This window comes from Peribacillus sp. AS_2, assembly GCF_026891895.1.
In the GTDB taxonomy this organism is placed as follows: Bacteria; Bacillota; Bacilli; order Bacillales; family DSM-1321; genus Peribacillus; species Peribacillus frigoritolerans.
The window spans coordinates 59,215-78,270 of record NZ_JAPTGA010000010.1 but is presented as its reverse complement, the minus strand read 5'-3'; the positions used below and the strand labels follow the sequence as shown (position 1 = coordinate 78,270).

The window sequence follows — 19,056 nt, the reverse complement described above, 5'->3', positions numbered from 1 at the left end:
TTTTAGTTATTTTAACGAATGTCCCAATTATTGCATGTAAATTTTAAAAATTAAAGTCGCTATTTGCCCAGTTAACTCCAAAAAAAAAAGAGCTGCCAGAACAACTCTCATGTTAAAAGCCCTATTTACTTTGTACCTTATTTCAATCTGATCCTGTCAAAATGATTTTTTTTGGATTTATATTTAGGTTCGATAAACTCCCACCAACTAAAAATAATTGGCGACTTCAAAGGATATGGAGTCCATACTTTTCATTAACAGAACTTATCCCAATAATTGAATTTTAATCCTTTTTTTCGTGGGACCTTTTTGTTGAATTTTCATTATGGAAAAGTCTTTAATTTCATTCGTGTTGTTGACGTGGGTTCCCCCGCATGCTTGCTCATCAATATCTTTTATTTGAACGATTCGAATTTCGTTAAGCGAAGCCGGAAGTAAATTAATGACCGTTTTAATTACCCCTTCTTTTTGCTCTGCTTCAGCTCTGCTAATTGTTTTCGTGTAAACATTATGGGGTTGTACCAGTACCTTCATTATCGATTGTTCCAATTTATCGAATGGTATTTCTTCCATTATTTCAGGAGAAAAAGACAGCTCTAATCTCGCATGTTCTTTTTCAATTTGACTGTTTGTAGCTAAAGCATTGTAATGTTGATAAAAATAACCTGAAATGACATGCAATAATGTGTGATACTGCATATTCTGATACCGCCAAGTCCAGTCAATCTGCATCTTTGCCGTTTGATTAATGTCCTTTAATGGCCGTTCCAATTCATGAATGATTTCACCATCTACTTTTTTTACTGTTAATATTTTATAAGTTTCATCACCTTGTTTTATGATTCCCCGGTCACAGGGCTGCCCACCGCCGCCTGGATAAAAAATGGTTTGATCGAACACAACAAACCGGTCTTGTATTGAAACAATATTTGCCGAACATTCTTTTAGATAACTATTCTCTAAATATAACTCGATCGTGGCCATTTTTTTCTCCTTTTATTGCCTTGATATCCTCTATGAGCATGTCAACATGTTCTTTTTTCGTAGCCCAACTGGTACAAAATCTCACAGCACTGTGTGTAGCATCGACTTTTTCCCAGAAGGAGAATGAATACTTTTTACCTAATTCCTGCATTACATCTTCCGGCAAGATGGGAAACTGCTGATTTGATGTGGAATCATATCGTAATGAAAATCCATTTTCAACAAATGCTTCCCGAATCATCATGGACATTTCCACGGCATGTTTAGAAATTTCATAGTATAGGCCGTCTTCAAATAAGGTTTCAAACTGGATCCCCAATAGTCTCCCTTTAGCGAGCATTCCTCCCCTTTGCTTGATGAAATAGCGGAAGTCCTTTTTCAGGGCATCATTCATGATGACTGCCGCTTCACCAAACATTGCCCCAACCTTCGTTCCCCCTATATAGAACACATCACATAGCCTTGCAACATCAGCCAAGGTTAAATCGCTGTCCTGCGAAGCCAAGCCATACCCTAATCTGGCGCCATCCAATACCAATGGCAAACTACATTCCCGGCAAACTTCACTTAATGCTTCCAATTCGGCTTTACTATAAGTCGTTCCATTTTCTGTAGGGTTGGAAATGTAAACCAAGCCTGGCTGTACCATATGCTCATGGGTAACATCATTCCAGTGGGCATCATATAATTCTTTCACCTGTTCAGGTTGAATTTTTCCATCATCACTCGGCAAAGTAAGCACTTTATGGCCAGTTGCTTCAATTGCGCCTGTTTCATGTACCGCGATATGCCCGGTGATTGCAGCAATCGCCCCTTGATGCGGCCGCAAAATTGAAGCGATGATAGTTGTATTCGTCTGTGTTCCTCCCACTAAAAAGTGTACATCCGCATTCGCGGCATCACACTCTTTTCGAATGTAAGCTCTCGCTTTTTCACAGTGTTCATCCACTCCATATCCGGGTGTTTGTTCTTCATTGGTTTCTATTAATCGGTTCAGAATTCGCTTATGGGCACCTTCTGTATAATCATTTTCAAAACGTATCATCCTTTAATCTCCCCAAACCATCCAATTTCTTCTGAATGAACATCATAGAAGCATGGATTTCTTTAATTTCATTTTGTGATAATCCTTGGAATAATCTCACTAATTGTTCATCAGATCTTTCATTAAGCTGGTTAAAAAGAGTCATCCCCTCTGGAGTCAACCGAATCAGAATCGTTCTGTTATCCAAGGTCGAGTGTTCCTTCATAACCAGTCCATCTTTTCTTAACTTGTTAATTATTCTGCTCATATAGCTGCGATCAATTTCCAGTTTATCAACTAAGTTGTTTGCTATACACTGCTCCATCAAACCGATTTCCATAATGACCCGTGCCTCAGTGAAAGAATATCCGGTATCCAATATATGCTTATCCAACACACCAAGTATATTTGTATAAAATCGATTGAATTGCCTGATATCAGCCATGGTATTTTTATTTATATTCATGATTCACTTCCTTTTAGTGGACTTTATCCACTAATACTTTATTGTTATTAGTGGACTTTGTCAACGTTTTTTCATAAATCTATCTATCGATACCACTAGTTTGACCCATTTCAAAAAATTCACTTTTAGGTTGATTGTTTCTTTTCGAGGAAGTTACAATACTTTAGTTAGAAACACTTGTGAAATTTTCCACTTAAACTACCCTCCACCCATTGTTAAAGAAGAACATCCTTTGCCCCATAACTTTTATCTATAAAATTAGAGAATATCGAACACGGGATAAGTTAAGGTGCATAAAATAGGATTGTGATATTTATCTATATTTTTGAAAGGATGTAATATTGTGTATCCTTCTTACACTAACCCACACCATCTCAAACAAGAAACATTGTCACAGGTTGGCCCTTGGGTACAGTATGGTTTAAACGAAGCTCAAAAAACATCTGTCCCACATGCAATGATGGAAATTGCAGCTATTGCCTATCTGATGGGTAAAGGATATGATCCAAGGATGGCGCATCAAATAGTCGAATCATGGGAAGTTAATGAAATGTTTTAACTGCTGTAGCTTTGAAATAAAGATTAATCAAAATGTCCTTTTTAACCCCCATATTAGCGTAAATAAAAAAAATCCATTTTGAAAAAGGATTGTTCAAAATGGATTTTCTTGTGATTCATTATTCAGTTGCTTACACTGTTTTAAGGTCCACAAAAAAAAATCAGGCACCTGTATGGGAGCCTTTAAATAGTCGAGCTATCTAGTGTTTCGTTTACTTCATAGAAGTTTTTAAGATCTAGTTTAATACTGTCAGCAGGGATAAAAGCTGACAGTCTAAAAACACCCGAAAATGGGTCTTATTTTAAACGATAAATTTTACTCGGTCTTCCTCGAGAAGAATAAGATTCCTCACCAATGATTTCTGCTAAGTTAACTTCGCATAAACTTACTACAATGCGCCGTGCATTGCTTTCATCCCAATAGAGATGTGTTGTTAAATCTTTTATTGTAAAATCTTTCAATTTCATTCTGTTGACTAAAGCATACAATTTATTATAATTTTTCACACTTATTTTAGCTTTTTTTAGTTTTTCCATAAAATTCTTGTCATCTATCCGGTAAGAAAAACGTAATTCTTCCTCTTCACCTGCAGACTCAATCATTGTTCCGTCCTCTTGTACAATGACGATGCCCTTGTCTGACTTTTCTTTTGAAAGTTGGATGGCACGTTGAGCGTTTATTTCTGCTGAGTGAAGTGTTTGCCCATATCCAATACCTACAGTTACAGTAGCATTGGATTCATTTGACAACAGAAAGACAGTATCTTTTAAATCTTTTATTTTGGATTCGATTGTACCCCGTGTACTAAAGATAAAGTAGCGGCCGTTTCCCTTCTCAACTAATGACCCCTCCAATTGTTCGCAAAATTTAAGAAGAGTTTCTTTTAATTTTATCTCTAAAAATTGCAGATGATACGAGCTTTTAGCTTTCTCAAATATTTTATCAAAATGTTCAATTTCAATAATTTGAACACCAATTTGGGTATCTCTAAAGTAAAAAGTTCTCGATTTTTCTGCAAGAATTCTTAATGATTGGCGAATTTCCATATCAGTTGTAGATATTCGATAGGTTGGTACACCTGCTTTTTTTAAATTTAGATATACAGCCTCGAAACAAGTTAGTGCACCTTCCGTTTTTCCGGCTTTCCATAAATCAAGATGGAATGCGATTAATTCTTCCGTGCTTGAATCGATATTGAAGTTTTTTATATACATTTCTTTTGGAGTAATATCAATTTGTTTTAACGCCTGCTCTAAATGGGTTGTAGTTATTTCGTCAATACTTACTTTACTCAAAAACTCCTTTTGAAAATATCCCATATGCAAAAGACTTTTATAGATGCCTGATTCAGTATGATCGATATATAATAGGTTTTCCCCTATTCCCACAGTATTTTTTGCAACCATATATGAAATTTGGCCTGAAAAAAACCAGACATCCACATTTTTGTTGAATTCCAAAACTATTTTTTCAGTTTCTCTGAAATCCTCATATGGGTAGGCTTTAAATTCCATGATCGACTCATATTCTTTACCTAAATTAATAATGCGCTCAACTGATGAATTAGGACCAACTACCCCAATTTTATACATATTTTTCTCCTTAGTTCAAAAACTTAATTACTTTAATCTTATCTTTAAAATGGAGGAAATTAAAGTTTAATCCTTCTTCTATTGGAAAAACATTTATCACAAAACATTGTATCTCTAGATTTAAAGGGGAGTTTGATTATGTTTTTTTTAAAATATAAAGAGCTATTAGCATAGATCGTACTTATCTTCCATGCTATAGCTCTTCAATTGGAGAAAATTAGATTATTTTAATAAATTCACCTTAATGCCTTTATTTAATATATTTTGATAATCAATAAAGTCATATAAGTCCCCTTCAATTAATGGATTTAAGCTCTTCAATTCTTCCGGAGTCAACTCTTCTATTGATTTATTATGATCTTCACAATAAATGACAATAGAACCAACAATACTGTGGGCATCTCTGAACGCAACCCCTTTGCTGACTAAATAATCAGCGACTTCTGTTGCATTGAGAAAGCCATATTTTACAGCATTTTTCATATTTTCAGTATTCACCTTCATGGTAGAAATCATATTGGACATAATTTCAAGACAAGACAAAACTGTATCCAATGCATCAAAAAATGGTTCTTTATCTTCCTGCATATCTTTATTATAAGCCAATGGTAGCCCTTTCATCGTCGTTAAAAGCGAAGTAAGAGAACCATATACTCGTCCTGTTTTCCCCCTTATAAGCTCTGCTGCATCAGGATTTTTCTTTTGAGGCATAATACTACTACCTGTAGAATATGCATCATCAATACTAATAAATTTAAACTCTTGACTACTCCATAAAATCAGTTCTTCACTTAATCTGCTTAAATGCATCATGATGATCGAAAAACTAGACATTAATTCTAAAAGGTAATCTCTATCACTAACACCATCTAGGAAATTGTTTACAGGTTTTGAAAAACCCAACTCCGCCGCTGTCATTTCTCGGTCTATATTATGAGTCGTCCCTGCCAATGCTCCACTCCCCAATGGACTTTCGTTCATAATTTCAATTGCATTAAGAACTCTTTTTCTGTCCCTATCCAGCATATTAAAATAGGCCATTAAATGGTGCTTAAGAGTTACTACTTGAGCTCGCTGTAGATGGGTGTATCCTGGCATAATCACATTGTTTGCTTTTGCCTTTTCTTCCAGGTTATTTTGAAGCTCTTCAATATACTCGATCACTTCTAATGCCTTATTTTTTGCGTAAAGCCTGATATCTAAAGCAACTTGATCATTTCGGCTTCTTGCTGTATGGAGTTTTTTTGCTGTTTCACCTATTCGTTCTGTTAGTTTTGTTTCAACAAAACTATGAATATCTTCAAAATCGCCTTCGATCTCTAATGTTCCGCTCTCGATATCTTCCAATATAGAAAGAAGTGACTTTATAATGCTTTCTCCTTCTTCCTTGGTAAGCAATTCACATTTTACAAGCATATTCACATGTGCAATACTCCCTTTAATATCTTCAGAATAAAGTCTCATATCAACATGAAGAGAACTATTAAAGTCCTCCATTAATTTATTTTCTTCTTTTCTAAAACGTCCACCCCAAAGCTTCATAACCATTTCTCCTTTTGTAAAATGAAATTGATTTTAAATATCTGTGTTATCCATATCTTGCAATTCTTGGACGTTCCCCTTTTTTCGCATGTACCAAACACCGTTATAAACAGCAAAATAGTAAAAAACGAATCCTATTATTGCCACGATGTAAGACATAAATGGCTCTGGAATAATACCCTTACCACCAAAATTTCCGATTGATGATATCCCAACGAGCATCAGAATATAAATAACTAGATAGATCCCACCTAGGATTTCTACCGATTTATGTTTATTGATAAAATGAGTAATCAAATATCCAACAATTCCAATTGCTAATCCCCAAATTGCAAGTTGAACCCTACTCCAATTTGTCCAATAAATAAGTAGAGTGGCAAATATAAAGGCTAAAGGAGCAATAAAATTCATGCCTGGGATACCGTTGTCTTTTGTCAAACCAACCTTACGAAACACCATTACCGTGACACATGCTGAAGCGTATTTGAAAATACCAATTGCTCCAACAATTGCAACTATCGCAGTCCAACTCTTTAAAGGAAACAAGAAAAGCAACCCGATTAGGAAATTAAGAGTAAGTGCACGTGTTGGAACTCCAAATCTTTTATTAATGGTTCCGAAATAAGAAGGGAGGAATCCACTCTTCGCCATTCCAAAAACATGTCTTGAAGTTCCTGCTGTATAAGCAAGTGCTGATCCAGTTGGGGAAATCATTGCGTCCGCTGTAATGGTCCAAGAAAGCCAAACCATATTCGCCATCAGTGCTAAATTAGCAAATGGAGAGTCAAATTTAATTCCACTCCAACCATTAGCTAGCATTTCGGGCGGTACGGCTCCTATAAAAACGATTTGAAGTAAAACATATAAAATTGCCGAGACTGACAGCGATGTGATAAGAGCAAGTGGAATATTCCGTCTTGGGTTTACCACCTCGCCACTCATCATTACCACATTTCCGAATCCTGTATAGGCAAAAAATATACCACTAGTTAAGATTGCGCTTAATCCTGCGCCATAGCCATTAGGGGCAAACCCATGACTTGTATAATTCTCTTCATGAAAACCTGTCATAAAAAAAGCAATGATGGTTAGGACAGGGACTATAAATTTAATCGTGGTGATAATGGTATTCGTGACCGCAAATAATTTCACGCCAAAATAGTTCACCACAACAAAAAATACCATTAAAACAGTCGATGCTAGAATTCCTGTTGTCGTTAGTTGCTCCTTAGATATATCATATAGGCCTGGCCAAAACTCGTTAGCGTATTGAATAACTCCCGATGATTCAACGGGTGCAGTGGCGCAGTAGCCAAGCCAAATCGAATAACTAGTCACTGTAGCAAGCAATTTTCCATGGGAATAAAGGGGATAACGACCTAAACCACCTGTTTCTGGTCTGACCCTTGCTAATTCAGCATAAACAAGAGCTATAAGAGTAATGACGAATGCAGCAATAATCCAAGACATAATAGCGGCTGGTCCAGCCATTTTTGCCGTATTCCATGGTCCAAAAAGCCAACTTGATCCAATAATTCCTCCAAGAGATAATGCAGTAAGTGACCAAAAGCCCATTTTCTTTTTCAAATATCGTTCTTGATTCATGAAATTCCCTCTCTCTTAATGGGGTATATTATTATTCGCCAACATAGATAGCTTAGTACTGTACCTAAAATAATTAACTCCTTTCAAATTTTTACGTTCATATGAGAAGCTAAATTTACCTAATGGTTACAAAATCCATAAAACAGCTAGGACACTTTAGCTTAACCCACATAGATTAGCTCAATTGCAAATCTATTTTAAGGTAATAAAAAAGTATTTACCTTAAAATAGATTTTATTTGAATTGTTTCCATTTTGCAATATCATTTTTTGAAAATTCACAATACAAAATTCTAAAGGATCTCGTTCACTAAGTAAGGCGTGCACAACCCGCTTCATGTGGCCCGTTCCAGGTGCTTTCCGTTGTCCAATTTCAGACTTAGATCCACTCTAAGGCAAAAATACCCTTTTTTGTCCTCTTCCTATGCTTGTACCATTTTCGGATGGAAAACTGTTGGCCAGCCCCTATAGGTTAGGGGAAATTTGCTTTATTAATTTCTAAATTTGCTTAGAGTATTTTTCCCTCGTAATGCTGCTACCTCATGCCCATCAAGCTAAGATATCAAGTCGACCAAACGAAACCATAAACCATTCCGAAAAAAGTTGAGCTAATTCACTAGAAACTACTTTCTTCGGAGGGTTACACGGCCATTCTCCCCATTATCTAAAACATCGAGTGAGAGACCCACATATCTCATGGAGATCACCCCTCACATGTCTTTCTGAGTCGGTGCTACTACATTCCTTCGTTCAACCTTTCAGGAGGTGGATGTCGGTCATGATGCCCCGTTTTTAGTAAACAAAAAAAGCAACCGATTAGGCTGCCCTGGACCTTGAATTCATTTGAATGCAGTGTTATTACTTTGCACAAACAACGAAGCTATTTAATGATCCCTCCTTACCATTCGAAGTGTTCATCAGTTCATAATAACCAGTTATTAACGTTTGTATCATGTTAGGGACTTCTATGAATTCTGCACGGATACTATTGGCATAATCTTTTTCCCATTGACCGTCCTGTAAAAATGTTGCATCGACTGTAAGTTGTTTTATCACTTCAAAATTTGCTTGCTGGAGCAGCTGGAGAATTTGAGTTTTATGAAATAAGTTTTGGATATTTCCTTCATTCTTTACGAAGTTTGAATGCAGTGCAAGAATGGAAACTGCACAAAAGTGGGAACGTTGAGAAAGGCAGGTGAAGTCGAGGTCCCATTCTGCAAAACATAATTGTTTTGCCAATCTACGAATCTTTTTAAAGTATTTCAATAAATCCTCTGGTTGCTTGAAATACCATGAACAATGGGATAATACCGCCATATCAAATGGGATGGGTGATTCAAAAAAATCAAAATCCATTTCAAAATGGAAGTCAATCCGTTCTCCTAATGAAGATTTCTTTATGCGTTCTGTTGCTTGATCCAATGTTAACGGTGCTCCGTAATCGGGACGGGCAATATCTATTGCGACAACAGATCCGCTTTCCCCTACTGCATCTGCTATTGCAACGGTAGTATCCCCTTGACCACAACCTATTTCCAATACACGCATTCCTTTTTGGATCCCAAATGCCGCCACTAATTCCAAACGGTGCTGCAACTGCACTTGTTGTATCAAATCATCTTCAAATAATTGATATTCCGCTAAAAAGGATCTTGTTTTTTCGTTTAGTTGAAATGACTTCAAGTATCATTCACCCCACATTTAGTGTGTATTGGTTCATCAACAAAGAAAAAGGCTGCCTAAGCAACCTCCTTCATTGAAATTACCCTTCATTTTGCAAAGCCAATCTTAACATCTTACATGCTTTCGTTTAAAACCAAGCCTTCCTCTACCGACTTCTTTTTGAATACTTTCGTATGCATTTAGAAAACTGCTTTTTTTCTTGTCCCGTTTGACTTCTACGATCCCTATTGCCTTTGCAGTCTCGACTGCCTTTTCATGGAGCGGCAAATAGGAGATCCCCACGGTGGATAGAAAATTATTCATGGCGGATTTCGTTCGTTCTGGCGATTCGTGAATCGTATGTTTCACAAGGTCCAGCATATCGGAAATTTTGCTTTCTGAAAATTCAACGTCTTTTCGATTCCCCAAAAGCCAACAGTAGCAACTCCAGCCCGCTGACATTCTCAGCTCTTCACCGCTTGCAATCCATTTATCGGATACTTCTTGTGCAATATCTGACTCCGATAATGTTACAGCCACTACATAATCGGACAGCATATAAAAATAGGCAGCATCCATCCAACGATCATAATCAGACTCAGTCATGGCCTTTGGGTCTGCAATGATGCCTGCAAAGTACATGGCATCATAGTTGCCTGTCGAATAAAGCTCTTCAGCCAAATCCTGATTTATTTTTATTTTCCTTACGATTGGTTTCATGGCGCCTGTCGCCACGCCAAAAAGCGGCTCATGCGCACCATTGGATATGTACATTTTTTCAGTTCGTTCCTTGCCTAGGGCTTCAAGCTCCTGCATGACCATTTCTACATTCATCGTTAAGCACATCCTTCTATAGGGAGTTTCCCCCCAATATTTTGCCCATCAAATATATATCACCATTATCCTATAACAGACTGCCATTTGTCAGCACCATCTAAGTACGTGTGTGTTACGCAGGGTTCCACTTGTAAACTTTATGACTCTCAATGTTTTGTTGAACTATCCTGCCTCGATAGTTCCATAAGGGGTCTTGTCGCATCCCCATCAAGTTAAAATTTCTTTACGCCCCAAAACGAAAAAAGCTATCTTCAGCAGCATATAGCTTAATTTTTCGTTTTGGGTATAATCCTTTTACTAAGCTTGATGGCGATAGGCGGTACCCAGAAAACAGATGAATTTGTCTGAAGACCCCCTAAAATTTTGGTTTAAAATAGTAATAATGTAATATAAATCTATTTTTCTTGTATGATAAGGTAGAATAGTAGGAAAATGAATCGAAGGGTGGTATTACTTGATGGTAAATGTAAAAAAAATGTCGTTTGTTATTTTTATTTGTTTCATGTTTCTTATACCCAATTCAATCTTTGCTCAAGAAGTTTTACACAATGGAAGTCAAGGACAAGCAGTTTATGACTTACAAGAAAATTTAAAGGAAATGGGTTACTTTAACAGGCAACCAACAGGGTATTATGGTTCAATTACTGATCATGCGGTGAAACAACTTCAACTAGATTCTGGAATTTTGCCAGATGGAGTTTTTGGATACCAAACACAACAAAAATTAAATAGTATTGAAATGATGGCCAGGGTTGTTCATGGAGAAGCTCGAGGAGAAACTTATGAAGGAAAAGTAGCTGTCGCTGCAGTAATTTTGAACCGAATGTCAGCGTCAGGTTTTCCTAAAAATACTTACGATGTTATTTTCCAGACAAATGCTTTTACAGCTGTACATGATGGGCAATATTATTTGACCCCAAATAGCCATTCTTATCGAGCTGTTATTGATGCATTACAAGGTTGGGATCCTACTCATGGTTCTGTTTATTATTATAATCCGATGTCGGCAACAGATGAATGGATTTTCACAAGGGAAACAGTCATTAGAATAGGCAACCACTTATTTGCAAAGTAAAACTAATCTACATACATATTGAGGAATGATATATATAGTTTCGTATTATAAATATCCCATTATCTATGTCGTGGAGTATAGTTGAAAGGTCGGGCAGTAATTGCCCGACCTTTTTGGCGGTACCCCAGAAGAAAAATTCTGCCTTAAAGACAGTTCCGATCTTCAGCTAACGCACCCGTTAGCCATCCATGAATCGCAAAGAACCTATATTGATGATAGTACTATATAAGAAAAGCGAAACTTCTTCCAGAAACGCGCCCTATTCTGGAAGAAGTTTTTTATGTTAATTTCTCCTCTAACCTCAAACATCTTTTGGTTGCATCATCTTCATCGTTTCACTGTTCCAGCCACTACGTTTGTTGAACTATCCTGCACCTTTTGTTCCATAAGAACTGATCGACATAGCTCTTTATAGAACCGAATTAACAAGGTTTTTGCTAAAAATGCAAAGCCATGGACTTTACATCCCCCCACTTAAAGGGGCTTTTTCATGAGTACAGAGCAGGTATTGTCGGAATACATCATTAAAATATCCTACATCAATAATTGCTTTTTCTCCTTTATAAGGGCATTGGATATGCGTCAGCTGAAGTGATTCATTTATGATGACCAAGTCTATTGCGTCCAATTCTTTTTTGCAGCACGAACATTTCACAGCTAGTAATTTTTCTTTTTCCATTAAAGAAGCCCCCTTTTATAAATAGGTATTCTTTATGTCTAGTTGCTAATCCTACCTGTTCACACAACCGTCAAAAATTCCTTTTTCCATTAAGTATTCAGTTGGTTCATCATAGCTTGTTTAACTAACCTGCCGCGATAATCCCATAAGAAAAAGCTGCCTTAAAGGCGCTCTAACCTTCAGCTAACGCACCCATTATTAGCAAAAAAACCACCATTCGGCGCTCTGGTTCTCAACTTATGTACCTGTTTGTTGAATAAAATTTTTAAAGTCCATTACCCTGGAATACCATTCTCATTAAAGCAAACGATATAACCCCTAAATGTTTTTTCATGATTCCCTACCCTTTTCCTGTCAGTTAGCTCCAATAGAAAAAGAGCTGCCGCAGCAACTCCGTTATTTGATGGTTCAAAACGCTCTTTTTTCCGTACCGTTTCGATCAATTGTCTTAATTTTTTTAATGAAATAATAATGTTTGTAGAGGGCGAGTACGACCAATAAGATTTTCACCAATAGGATGTCCACATAAAATACAGAAATCACGATGAAGAAATCGGCAATTAAATTGATTCTTATTTTCTCTCTTCGGGTCATGCCTTTTTTTTGAAGGAATGCTTCAACGTATTTTTCATATAATGAGGTGCTCTTGAACCAGTTTTCAATCGACTTGGAGCTTTTAGCAAAGCAAAAGGCAGCAAATAAGTAAAACGGACCGCCTGGCAGAACTGGTAACACAGTCCCTGCGATACCAATCAAAAGAGATATGGCCCCAAGAAGAAAGAATAGGATACTTTTTACTTTTTTTATTGTCATCACCTTTTTATTTATATTCTATCTCCTTATAACGTAAAGAGGAAGCTTAATTGATTCAATTCATTGATTAGTATCTTTCCTTTTTGTACTTGACCTAACCTGCCCTTTCGTTATTAACAGGATCTCTTATCAATTCGCAACATTTTTTAGACATCGCAATCATTGTGATTCACATCGCAGCCTTATATTCATTCATAGAGCATGGTAACGACACCAGCATATTCCGGCAAATTTTCTTTGGAAATATCCAATGTCTTAACTTCGGTTGTTCGCTGTCCGGAAATCTGAAGAAACTTATCTACCTTTGAAAACATCAAGCCAACAACCGACAATGACTTTGTTCTGTAATGCATGGGAATCGTAATAGTAGATTTCAATTGACGCATTACTTGAGTGGCTTCTAGGGCATTAATCGTGACTGTACCTCCTACAGGAATGATGAGAACATCCACTTCTCCAATTTCATTTACTTGTTCTTCTGATAATAGATGCCCTAAATCTCCGCAGTGACAGATGGTCAGATCGTCCATTTGGAAACGATATAAAATATTGGGGCCTCTCTTCTCGCCATTTACCTTGTCGTGAAATGTCTTAAATCCTCTAATTCTTACATCTTCGCGGATGTATTCCTTCGGCTCATTTACAAGCAAGTAATCACCTGTTGCAGCTTGAATTTTATTGTGATCGAAATGATTATGGGTAACGGCGACTATATCTGGTTCAACGCTTGGCATACGGTAACGAATGAAGCGATAATATGGATCAATAAGAATCCTGGTTCCTCTTTCGGATGTTAGTAAAAAGGCAGAATGTCCAAACCATTTTATTTTCATACAAAAATTCTCCTTACTATGCAATTGATTTAAAATCAAGCAACTTTTAAGGAACCTTGGACTACAGTTGAAAATATATTCCATTTATTATAATTCCACTATTCCTGTAATAGTCCTTCTACCCCCAATCTATCCCTTTTGTTCCATAAAAAAAGAGATGCCTTAAAGACACCCCTTTTCTTACAGAGACAACTATCCCAGGTAAGTTTCTCATTAGCTAGTTATACAATCCTCTCTAACAAATCCCCCACCTTTTCTGCCATGACACGAGGTGGATAAGGCATTCCATTCTTTAACCACCATTCCACTATCCCTACGTATGCATTTGCAACAAATTGAACAATTACATCTTCATTTTGATCGGAATTTTTCCCTTTTGTTATGTCCACATCTTTCTTGAACTCTTCGATATTGAACTTAAGGAACTGACTGCGAAAATATGGAGCTCCTTCACTCGCTAACATCGTTGAAAAGAATAAATAATTGCTCTTAAAATATTCCATACAGTGCACAGTCGATTCTATATAATCCATTTCAGTTGCCGATTCACAAAAATTACCCATGTTGTTTATATGTTCTTCCATGATTTTATCTAATAGATCAAATTTATCTAAGTAATGTAGATAGATGGTTCCTCGATTAACATTTGCTCTGTCTGCAATATCCTGAATGGTAATGTCATCAAAACTTTTTTCGGACATCAGTTCAATGAGAGCCTTTTTAATGGCTTCTTGGCTTTTGGTTATTCTTCTGTCTACTTTCGGCATGGTTTGGTCACCAAACTTTCCTGAGTATGTGCCCACTGCCTAGCCTTTTCAGCGATTCAGAATAACCGACCCATTTCAGGATTGCTGGAAAGAGGATTGATTAATGTTTCAATAACTTATGAAGAAATGCATGTAAACTGCACTGCCCTAAAATGCCATAAGAAAAAGCTGCCTTAAAGACAGCTCTGCTCGTAAACTATGAGTGCTTAATTTTGTTCATCAAGTTCTATAAAATGATGATCTTTTCGGTATGACACTGCCTCCATGGCTGCGAACAGGTTTTGCTCATGCAGGACGTCTATTGCCTATACCTGCCCCTTCCAATTCCATTGATATCAGTAATTGTGATGGGAGTTGGCTGTGCTGATCATTATCTCTTTAAAAAACCAATTGAATCAGCATCATGTAGACAATCGTTCCCCCCGCTATCGAGAGGAGCATCATTTTCTTCCAAATGTGAAGCAGGGCAACTACCGCCACCCCAATGAATTCAGGGATGCCATGACTTCCGGATTGCAGGCTTACATCCTTTAAACAATAAATGATTAAAAGCCCAATTACTGCGGATGGCAGCATTTTACCGAGATACTGTACATACTTCGGTGTGGGTTTTCCTGATGGGAAAACGATGAACGGCAGAAACCTTGTAAGCATTGTACCTAAAACAACCATCGCAATTGTAATGATTTGCTGAGTTAAAGTCATTGTCATATGGTTCTCACCTCAACTTTCTCTAACGGCTTTCTAAGTAAGGAAAGTAACCCCAAAATGGCAAACATGGCAGGGATAATGAAGTTGCTTCCGCCAAATATAATTAGGCAGACAGCTGACAGGCCAAGCCCAGCAAGAGCACTATGATGGTTTTTCTCTTTCATCCATTGTTCAATGAAAATCACAACAAAGAGAGCCGTCATAACAAAATCGAGTCCTTCTGTATTGAATTTGACAAAAGAGCCAAAGATGCCGCCAATCGCTGCTCCTATCACCCAATAGCAATGGTTGAGCATTGTCACGAAAAACATGAACCAGCCCTTATCCACATCCTTCGGTACATCAACAGTACAATTGATGGAAAAAGACTCATCGCAAAGCCCAAAAATCAGATACAGCTTTTTCTTACCGGTCCCCCTATATTTATCAAGCATGGATATGCCATAAAACAAATGCCGTGCATTCACCATTAAGGTTAGAAAAAGGGCGTTAATCGGATTGAACGCGACAAGCAATAAATTGGCTGCAATAAACTCCATCGATCCTGCAAATATCGTTAGACTCATCAATATCGGGTAAATCGCGCTGAACCCTAATGAATTCATAAAGATCCCATAAGCGATGCCTAAAAATAAAAAGCCTGCCAAAATGGGCACTGTGTACGGAAAAGCCGCACGAAATGCTGGTATCAGTTGAGTTCGTTTTTTCATATAAATCACATCCTGATGGCTAAATTTATTTAAACTTAACATACAAAATCCGTACAAAAAACAAGTTAATTGTATGGATTACAATTAAAATAAAATTGCCCCATTTCATCAAAATGGGGGAGTCTGATAGGTTAATCACCTTATATTCTTTTAAAGCCGACCGTTTCAATATTAGAATTCCATACAAAAAATGATATGATTGTATGGAATAAGTCTAGGAGAGGTGAAATATGCCAGTAAATTCATTTGACAATTATCCAATGTCCTGGAAACCTGATAAGAATGCATTAAAGCGTCCTTTTTATAAATCTCTCGCATCATTACTTGAACAAGATATAACAAATGGCTTTTTAGCACCTGGAACCAAGTTGCCCCCTCAACGAGAATTGGCAGATTTTCTTGACTTAAATTTCACTACGATTACCCGTTCCTATAAAATGTGCGAGGTAAAGGGATTGATATATGCCGTTACGGGAAGCGGAACCTTTGTGGCACCCAATGCCACTCGTTCCATCACCATTTCCGCGGATAAAACGGCAAACAGCATCGATCTTGGTTTTGTGGCATCTTTTGAGCAAACCAATGATATCGTTTCAGAAACTTTACAAAAAACCGTGAACAAAAGTTATTTGGAGCAGCTGCTCAATTACAACGATCCGACTGGTATTCCACATCAAAAAACAGCAGCTCTAAACTGGATGGAATCTTTCGGCATTCACGCGGATCAAGAGCATATAGCAATCGTTTCCGGTGCCCAAAATGCATTGGCTGTTGCCCTCGCTGCTTTGTTTGAGCCTGGTAATAGAATTGCAACCGACTTATATACCTATTCAAACTTTATCGAGCTGGCAAAGATGTTTCATATTAAGTTAGTGCCCATTCACGGGGACCAGTTTGGAATGCTGCCAGATGAACTTGAAAAGCAATGCTGTCAAACAAATATTGACGGGATATTTCTGATGCCCTCCTGCAACAATCCGACCACAATCATGATGTCGGATATTCGAAAGCAAGAATTGGCAGCGGTAATCCGAAAGCATCGTTTAATTTTGATTGAGGATGATATTCATGCATTCCTGACGGCAGGCATTATCTCCGACTACCGGCAGCCGATGTTCCATTTGCTTCCGGAACAGAGCGTTTATATTTGCGGCACCTCTAAGTCCATATGTTCCGGATTAAGAGTTGCCTATATGGTTTATGGAGAAACATTACGCGAGAAAATTTCCCAGGCCATTTTCAACATAAATGTAAAGACCTCTTCTTTTGATGCAGAGGTTATCACAGAGCTAATCCTATCAGGAAAGGCTCATGAAATTGTTTCTCATAAGAAATGGCTTGCACAGACTGCAAATGATATTTATTCGGAATATTTTCCCTTAAGAAAGGATGTCGGACATCCTCTCAGTCTATATCGCTGGCTTCCAATTAAAGGGCATAACGATGCGTTACAGCTGGAAACCGATTTGAAAAGGCGCGGCATTCGGGTTTTTCATTCCAATCGTTTTCAAAGCGGGCAGACCACCCCTGATATGTATTTGCGTATCGCCCTTTCTTCCACAAACTCATTCGATGAGTTAAAAATAGGATTAGAAATATTAAAGCAGTATTTAGGCTGATTTAAGTCTAGTAAAAAAACATTCTAGTTGATTGGATCGGAAGGTTCAAGAATCCTGCGAGAAAATCGAGTATTAAGGAGATCCCCCAGGCGCAAAAGTACCGAGGGCGAGCACCCGCCGAAAGCGAATGCCTAGAGTGGAAATAAATGTTCAAGTTTTGACAACTTGATTATTATGAGTTAGTCTACAAATCTTCGGAATGGTCTCACCCCGGACCATTCAAATGAAGACCCGTTTATCCTTATGAGAAATTTACGACACTCCTGCCGAATAACTGGCTAGCCGAAATCCCACAGCCGCTTGCAGTGAGGGCTTGGCAGACAGTCGGCGGAAAGGGAGCGGATTTCTGAAATCAACTCCGAACGTTTTTTACTAAAGCAACTATAATTCTGATGAATTTCGCCTTTAAGGATTCAAGTCTCAAAAGGGTAAGAGATTCGTTCAAGATCTATGCATTTGACCATTTTTGTAAGTGAATGTATAGTTTCCTTCTTTTTTCAATAAAACCGGCAAGTACTGTGAAACCATCTCAGCAATTCCGAGATTAAGCGGATGAAGTATCCAATCAATGGATTTCCAATCAAGAATGCCTTCCCGCGTTTTTTTCGGTGTTTCATAAATTAAATCCTTATCCGCGATATACAAATATACATATATTCCATCCAATTCACCTTCTGGAGTCTCCCAGGTTACGGTTCCTTTTGAAAAAAAGGACTCAACCTCTATCCCCGTTTCCTCAAATACCTCACGCTGCGCACCCATATCAGCTGTTTCACCTTTCTCGATTTTGCCCCCCACCCCATTCCAGACACCCATAATTGGAGCTTTCTCCCGGTTAAGCATAAGAAGTTCATTATTCTTCTTTACAAAACAAACAGTATACTTAAACATTTTAAAAAGAACCCCTTTATCGTTAGTTCTTGCCGCATCATGACTAAGCTGGTTAATCAGAGTAAAGCAAAAAATACTTAACACAAATATAGTAAGAAGGATCTTGACCAAACATCCCTCACTTCCACTGCCTCCAAAGTATTAACACATTCTCAAATTCTAACAATGAATATCGAATCCGTAAACGCTCTCCGTCATCACTCGAGGTTTGAGCGATATATTCAAGAGTTTGATTGATATATTTGTGAGTTTGGGCGATATATTCAAGATTTTGGGCGATATATTCGAAAGTTTGAGCGATATATTCGAGATTTCTGCTGTTTTACACGTGTATTTGCAATTTACTCGTGAGTTTTGCTGTTTTACTCGTGAGTTTGAGCGATTTACTAGTGAATTTCCGCGATTTACTCGTGAGTTTCGCTGTTTTACTCGTGAATTCGAGATTTACTCGTGAGTTTCGCTGTTTTACTCGTGAATTTCCGCTATTTACTCGTGAATTCGAGTGATTTACTCATGAGTTTCCGCTATTTACTCGTGAGTTTTGCTGTTTTACTCGTGAGTTTGAGTGATTTACTCGTGAATTCGAGATTTACTCATGAGTTTGAGCGTTTTACTCGTGAATTCGAGTGATTTACTCGTGAGTTTCCGCGATTTACTCGTGAGTTTCCGCTATTTACTCGTGAGTTTC

At 37.6% G+C, this 19,056-nt stretch carries 20 protein-coding genes; 5 read left to right on the top strand and 15 right to left on the bottom strand.

Translation table 11 applies throughout. The features are described from left to right. Positions 1-264: 264 nt before the first annotated feature. From OTG27_RS18050 to OTG27_RS18040, 3 genes are read right to left on the bottom strand one after another with little or no spacing between them, the layout of a single operon-like run. Entirely contained in the window at positions 265-984 is a 720-nt protein-coding gene (locus OTG27_RS18050) for an alanyl-tRNA editing protein (protein ID WP_268937645.1), read from the bottom strand. Then, positions 953-2,029 carry a threonine aldolase family protein gene (locus OTG27_RS18045; protein ID WP_268937644.1) on the bottom strand — a complete coding sequence of 359 codons (1,077 nt, stop codon included), beginning with the start codon at positions 2,027-2,029 and terminating at the stop codon, positions 953-955. The genes OTG27_RS18050 and OTG27_RS18045 overlap by 32 nt, the downstream gene beginning before the upstream one ends. Beyond that, the gene (locus tag OTG27_RS18040; protein ID WP_197483631.1) at positions 2,016-2,474 is read right to left on the bottom strand and encodes a MarR family winged helix-turn-helix transcriptional regulator; all 459 of its coding nucleotides are present in this window, start codon (positions 2,472-2,474) and stop codon (positions 2,016-2,018) included. Before OTG27_RS18040 ends, OTG27_RS18045 begins: the two co-directional genes overlap by 14 nt. Positions 2,475-2,817: 343 nt before the next feature. Between OTG27_RS18040 and OTG27_RS18035 the strand changes: the two genes are divergently transcribed. Then, positions 2,818-3,033: a hypothetical protein gene (locus OTG27_RS18035; RefSeq protein ID WP_054399744.1), complete on the top strand. Its 216-nt coding sequence runs from the start codon at positions 2,818-2,820 to the stop codon at positions 3,031-3,033. Positions 3,034-3,329: 296 nt separating this feature from the next. Here the strand turns inward: OTG27_RS18035 and OTG27_RS18030 are convergent, their stop codons facing one another. From OTG27_RS18030 to OTG27_RS18010, 5 genes are all read right to left on the bottom strand, one after another. Beyond that, positions 3,330-4,625: a hypothetical protein gene (locus OTG27_RS18030; RefSeq protein ID WP_095679018.1), complete on the bottom strand. Its 1,296-nt coding sequence runs from the start codon at positions 4,623-4,625 to the stop codon at positions 3,330-3,332. Between the two features lie 222 nt (positions 4,626-4,847). Continuing rightward, on the bottom strand, positions 4,848-6,167 hold the full coding sequence (gene argH / locus OTG27_RS18025) for an argininosuccinate lyase (RefSeq protein ID WP_268937643.1): 1,320 nt from the start codon (positions 6,165-6,167) through the stop codon (positions 4,848-4,850). Between the two features lie 33 nt (positions 6,168-6,200). Then, positions 6,201-7,772 carry an APC family permease gene (locus OTG27_RS18020; RefSeq protein WP_063575231.1) on the bottom strand — a complete coding sequence of 524 codons (1,572 nt, stop codon included), beginning with the start codon at positions 7,770-7,772 and terminating at the stop codon, positions 6,201-6,203. 857 nt (positions 7,773-8,629) lie between these two features. Further along, positions 8,630-9,454: an SAM-dependent methyltransferase gene (locus tag OTG27_RS18015; RefSeq protein WP_268937642.1), complete on the bottom strand. Its 825-nt coding sequence runs from the start codon at positions 9,452-9,454 to the stop codon at positions 8,630-8,632. Positions 9,455-9,559: 105 nt separating this feature from the next. Beyond that, complete coding sequence (locus tag OTG27_RS18010; protein WP_268937641.1) at positions 9,560-10,267, bottom strand: DNA alkylation repair protein; 708 nt, start codon at positions 10,265-10,267, stop codon at positions 9,560-9,562. A 460-nt stretch (positions 10,268-10,727) separates the two neighbouring features. On the opposite strand from OTG27_RS18010, the gene OTG27_RS18005 reads away from it, so the two are divergent. After that, the gene (locus OTG27_RS18005; RefSeq protein WP_034304130.1) at positions 10,728-11,345 is read left to right on the top strand and encodes a cell wall hydrolase; all 618 of its coding nucleotides are present in this window, start codon (positions 10,728-10,730) and stop codon (positions 11,343-11,345) included. Between the two features lie 460 nt (positions 11,346-11,805). Here the strand turns inward: OTG27_RS18005 and OTG27_RS18000 are convergent, their stop codons facing one another. The 6 genes from OTG27_RS18000 to azlC form a co-directional block, all read right to left on the bottom strand. Beyond that, positions 11,806-12,024 carry a hypothetical protein gene (locus tag OTG27_RS18000; protein ID WP_268937640.1) on the bottom strand — a complete coding sequence of 73 codons (219 nt, stop codon included), beginning with the start codon at positions 12,022-12,024 and terminating at the stop codon, positions 11,806-11,808. A gap of 408 nt (positions 12,025-12,432) precedes the next feature. Next, on the bottom strand, positions 12,433-12,837 hold the full coding sequence (locus OTG27_RS17995; protein WP_048687144.1) for a YbaN family protein: 405 nt from the start codon (positions 12,835-12,837) through the stop codon (positions 12,433-12,435). Between the two features lie 188 nt (positions 12,838-13,025). After that, positions 13,026-13,670 carry an MBL fold metallo-hydrolase gene (locus tag OTG27_RS17990; RefSeq protein ID WP_268937639.1) on the bottom strand — a complete coding sequence of 215 codons (645 nt, stop codon included), beginning with the start codon at positions 13,668-13,670 and terminating at the stop codon, positions 13,026-13,028. A 221-nt stretch (positions 13,671-13,891) separates the two neighbouring features. Then, positions 13,892-14,437 carry a TetR/AcrR family transcriptional regulator gene (locus OTG27_RS17985; RefSeq protein WP_268937638.1) on the bottom strand — a complete coding sequence of 182 codons (546 nt, stop codon included), beginning with the start codon at positions 14,435-14,437 and terminating at the stop codon, positions 13,892-13,894. Between the two features lie 378 nt (positions 14,438-14,815). Continuing rightward, positions 14,816-15,148, bottom strand: coding sequence for a branched-chain amino acid transporter permease (locus tag OTG27_RS17980; protein WP_063575223.1), 333 nt, complete (start codon positions 15,146-15,148; stop codon positions 14,816-14,818). Continuing rightward, positions 15,145-15,900: an azaleucine resistance protein AzlC gene (azlC, locus tag OTG27_RS17975; protein ID WP_095679027.1), complete on the bottom strand. Its 756-nt coding sequence runs from the start codon at positions 15,898-15,900 to the stop codon at positions 15,145-15,147. Before azlC ends, OTG27_RS17980 begins: the two co-directional genes overlap by 4 nt. A 188-nt stretch (positions 15,901-16,088) precedes the next feature. Here azlC and OTG27_RS17970 point away from each other — a divergent pair, with 188 nt between their 5' ends. Further along, complete coding sequence (locus OTG27_RS17970) at positions 16,089-17,477, top strand: aminotransferase-like domain-containing protein (protein WP_268937637.1); 1,389 nt, start codon at positions 16,089-16,091, stop codon at positions 17,475-17,477. Between the two features lie 441 nt (positions 17,478-17,918). On the opposite strand, the gene OTG27_RS17965 is transcribed toward OTG27_RS17970, so the two are convergent. Next, positions 17,919-18,368, bottom strand: a complete 450-nt coding sequence (locus tag OTG27_RS17965) for an NUDIX hydrolase (RefSeq protein WP_268937636.1) — start codon at positions 18,366-18,368, stop codon at positions 17,919-17,921. 229 nt (positions 18,369-18,597) lie between these two features. On the opposite strand from OTG27_RS17965, the gene OTG27_RS17960 reads away from it, so the two are divergent. Then, a complete protein-coding gene (locus OTG27_RS17960; protein ID WP_268937635.1) occupies positions 18,598-18,822 on the top strand; it encodes a hypothetical protein in 225 nt (74 codons plus the stop codon). Further along, a complete protein-coding gene (locus OTG27_RS17955; protein ID WP_268937634.1) occupies positions 18,819-18,998 on the top strand; it encodes a hypothetical protein in 180 nt (59 codons plus the stop codon). The genes OTG27_RS17960 and OTG27_RS17955 overlap by 4 nt, the downstream gene beginning before the upstream one ends. Positions 18,999-19,056: the final 58 nt, after the last annotated feature.

What these genes read in the sequence shown, in the direction of transcription:
- OTG27_RS18050 (WP_268937645.1), bottom strand. Translation starts at nt 984, where the DNA reads ATGGCCACGATCGAGTTATATTTAGAGAATAGTTATCTAAAAGAATGT.
- OTG27_RS18045 (WP_268937644.1), bottom strand. Translation starts at nt 2,029, where the DNA reads ATGATACGTTTTGAAAATGATTATACAGAAGGTGCCCATAAGCGAATT.
- OTG27_RS18040 (WP_197483631.1), bottom strand. Translation starts at nt 2,474, where the DNA reads ATGAATATAAATAAAAATACCATGGCTGATATCAGGCAATTCAATCGA.
- OTG27_RS18030 (WP_095679018.1), bottom strand. Translation starts at nt 4,625, where the DNA reads ATGTATAAAATTGGGGTAGTTGGTCCTAATTCATCAGTTGAGCGCATT.
- argH (WP_268937643.1), bottom strand. Translation starts at nt 6,167, where the DNA reads ATGAAGCTTTGGGGTGGACGTTTTAGAAAAGAAGAAAATAAATTAATG.
- OTG27_RS18020 (WP_063575231.1), bottom strand. Translation starts at nt 7,772, where the DNA reads ATGAATCAAGAACGATATTTGAAAAAGAAAATGGGCTTTTGGTCACTT.
- OTG27_RS18010 (WP_268937641.1), bottom strand. Translation starts at nt 10,267, where the DNA reads ATGAATGTAGAAATGGTCATGCAGGAGCTTGAAGCCCTAGGCAAGGAA.
- OTG27_RS18005 (WP_034304130.1), top strand. Translation starts at nt 10,728, where the DNA reads ATGGTAAATGTAAAAAAAATGTCGTTTGTTATTTTTATTTGTTTCATG.
- OTG27_RS18000 (WP_268937640.1), bottom strand. Translation starts at nt 12,024, where the DNA reads ATGGAAAAAGAAAAATTACTAGCTGTGAAATGTTCGTGCTGCAAAAAA.
- OTG27_RS17995 (WP_048687144.1), bottom strand. Translation starts at nt 12,837, where the DNA reads ATGACAATAAAAAAAGTAAAAAGTATCCTATTCTTTCTTCTTGGGGCC.
- OTG27_RS17990 (WP_268937639.1), bottom strand. Translation starts at nt 13,670, where the DNA reads ATGAAAATAAAATGGTTTGGACATTCTGCCTTTTTACTAACATCCGAA.
- OTG27_RS17985 (WP_268937638.1), bottom strand. Translation starts at nt 14,437, where the DNA reads ATGCCGAAAGTAGACAGAAGAATAACCAAAAGCCAAGAAGCCATTAAA.
- OTG27_RS17980 (WP_063575223.1), bottom strand. Translation starts at nt 15,148, where the DNA reads ATGACAATGACTTTAACTCAGCAAATCATTACAATTGCGATGGTTGTT.
- azlC (WP_095679027.1), bottom strand. Translation starts at nt 15,900, where the DNA reads ATGTTAAGTTTAAATAAATTTAGCCATCAGGATGTGATTTATATGAAA.
- OTG27_RS17970 (WP_268937637.1), top strand. Translation starts at nt 16,089, where the DNA reads ATGCCAGTAAATTCATTTGACAATTATCCAATGTCCTGGAAACCTGAT.
- OTG27_RS17965 (WP_268937636.1), bottom strand. Translation starts at nt 18,368, where the DNA reads ATGTTTAAGTATACTGTTTGTTTTGTAAAGAAGAATAATGAACTTCTT.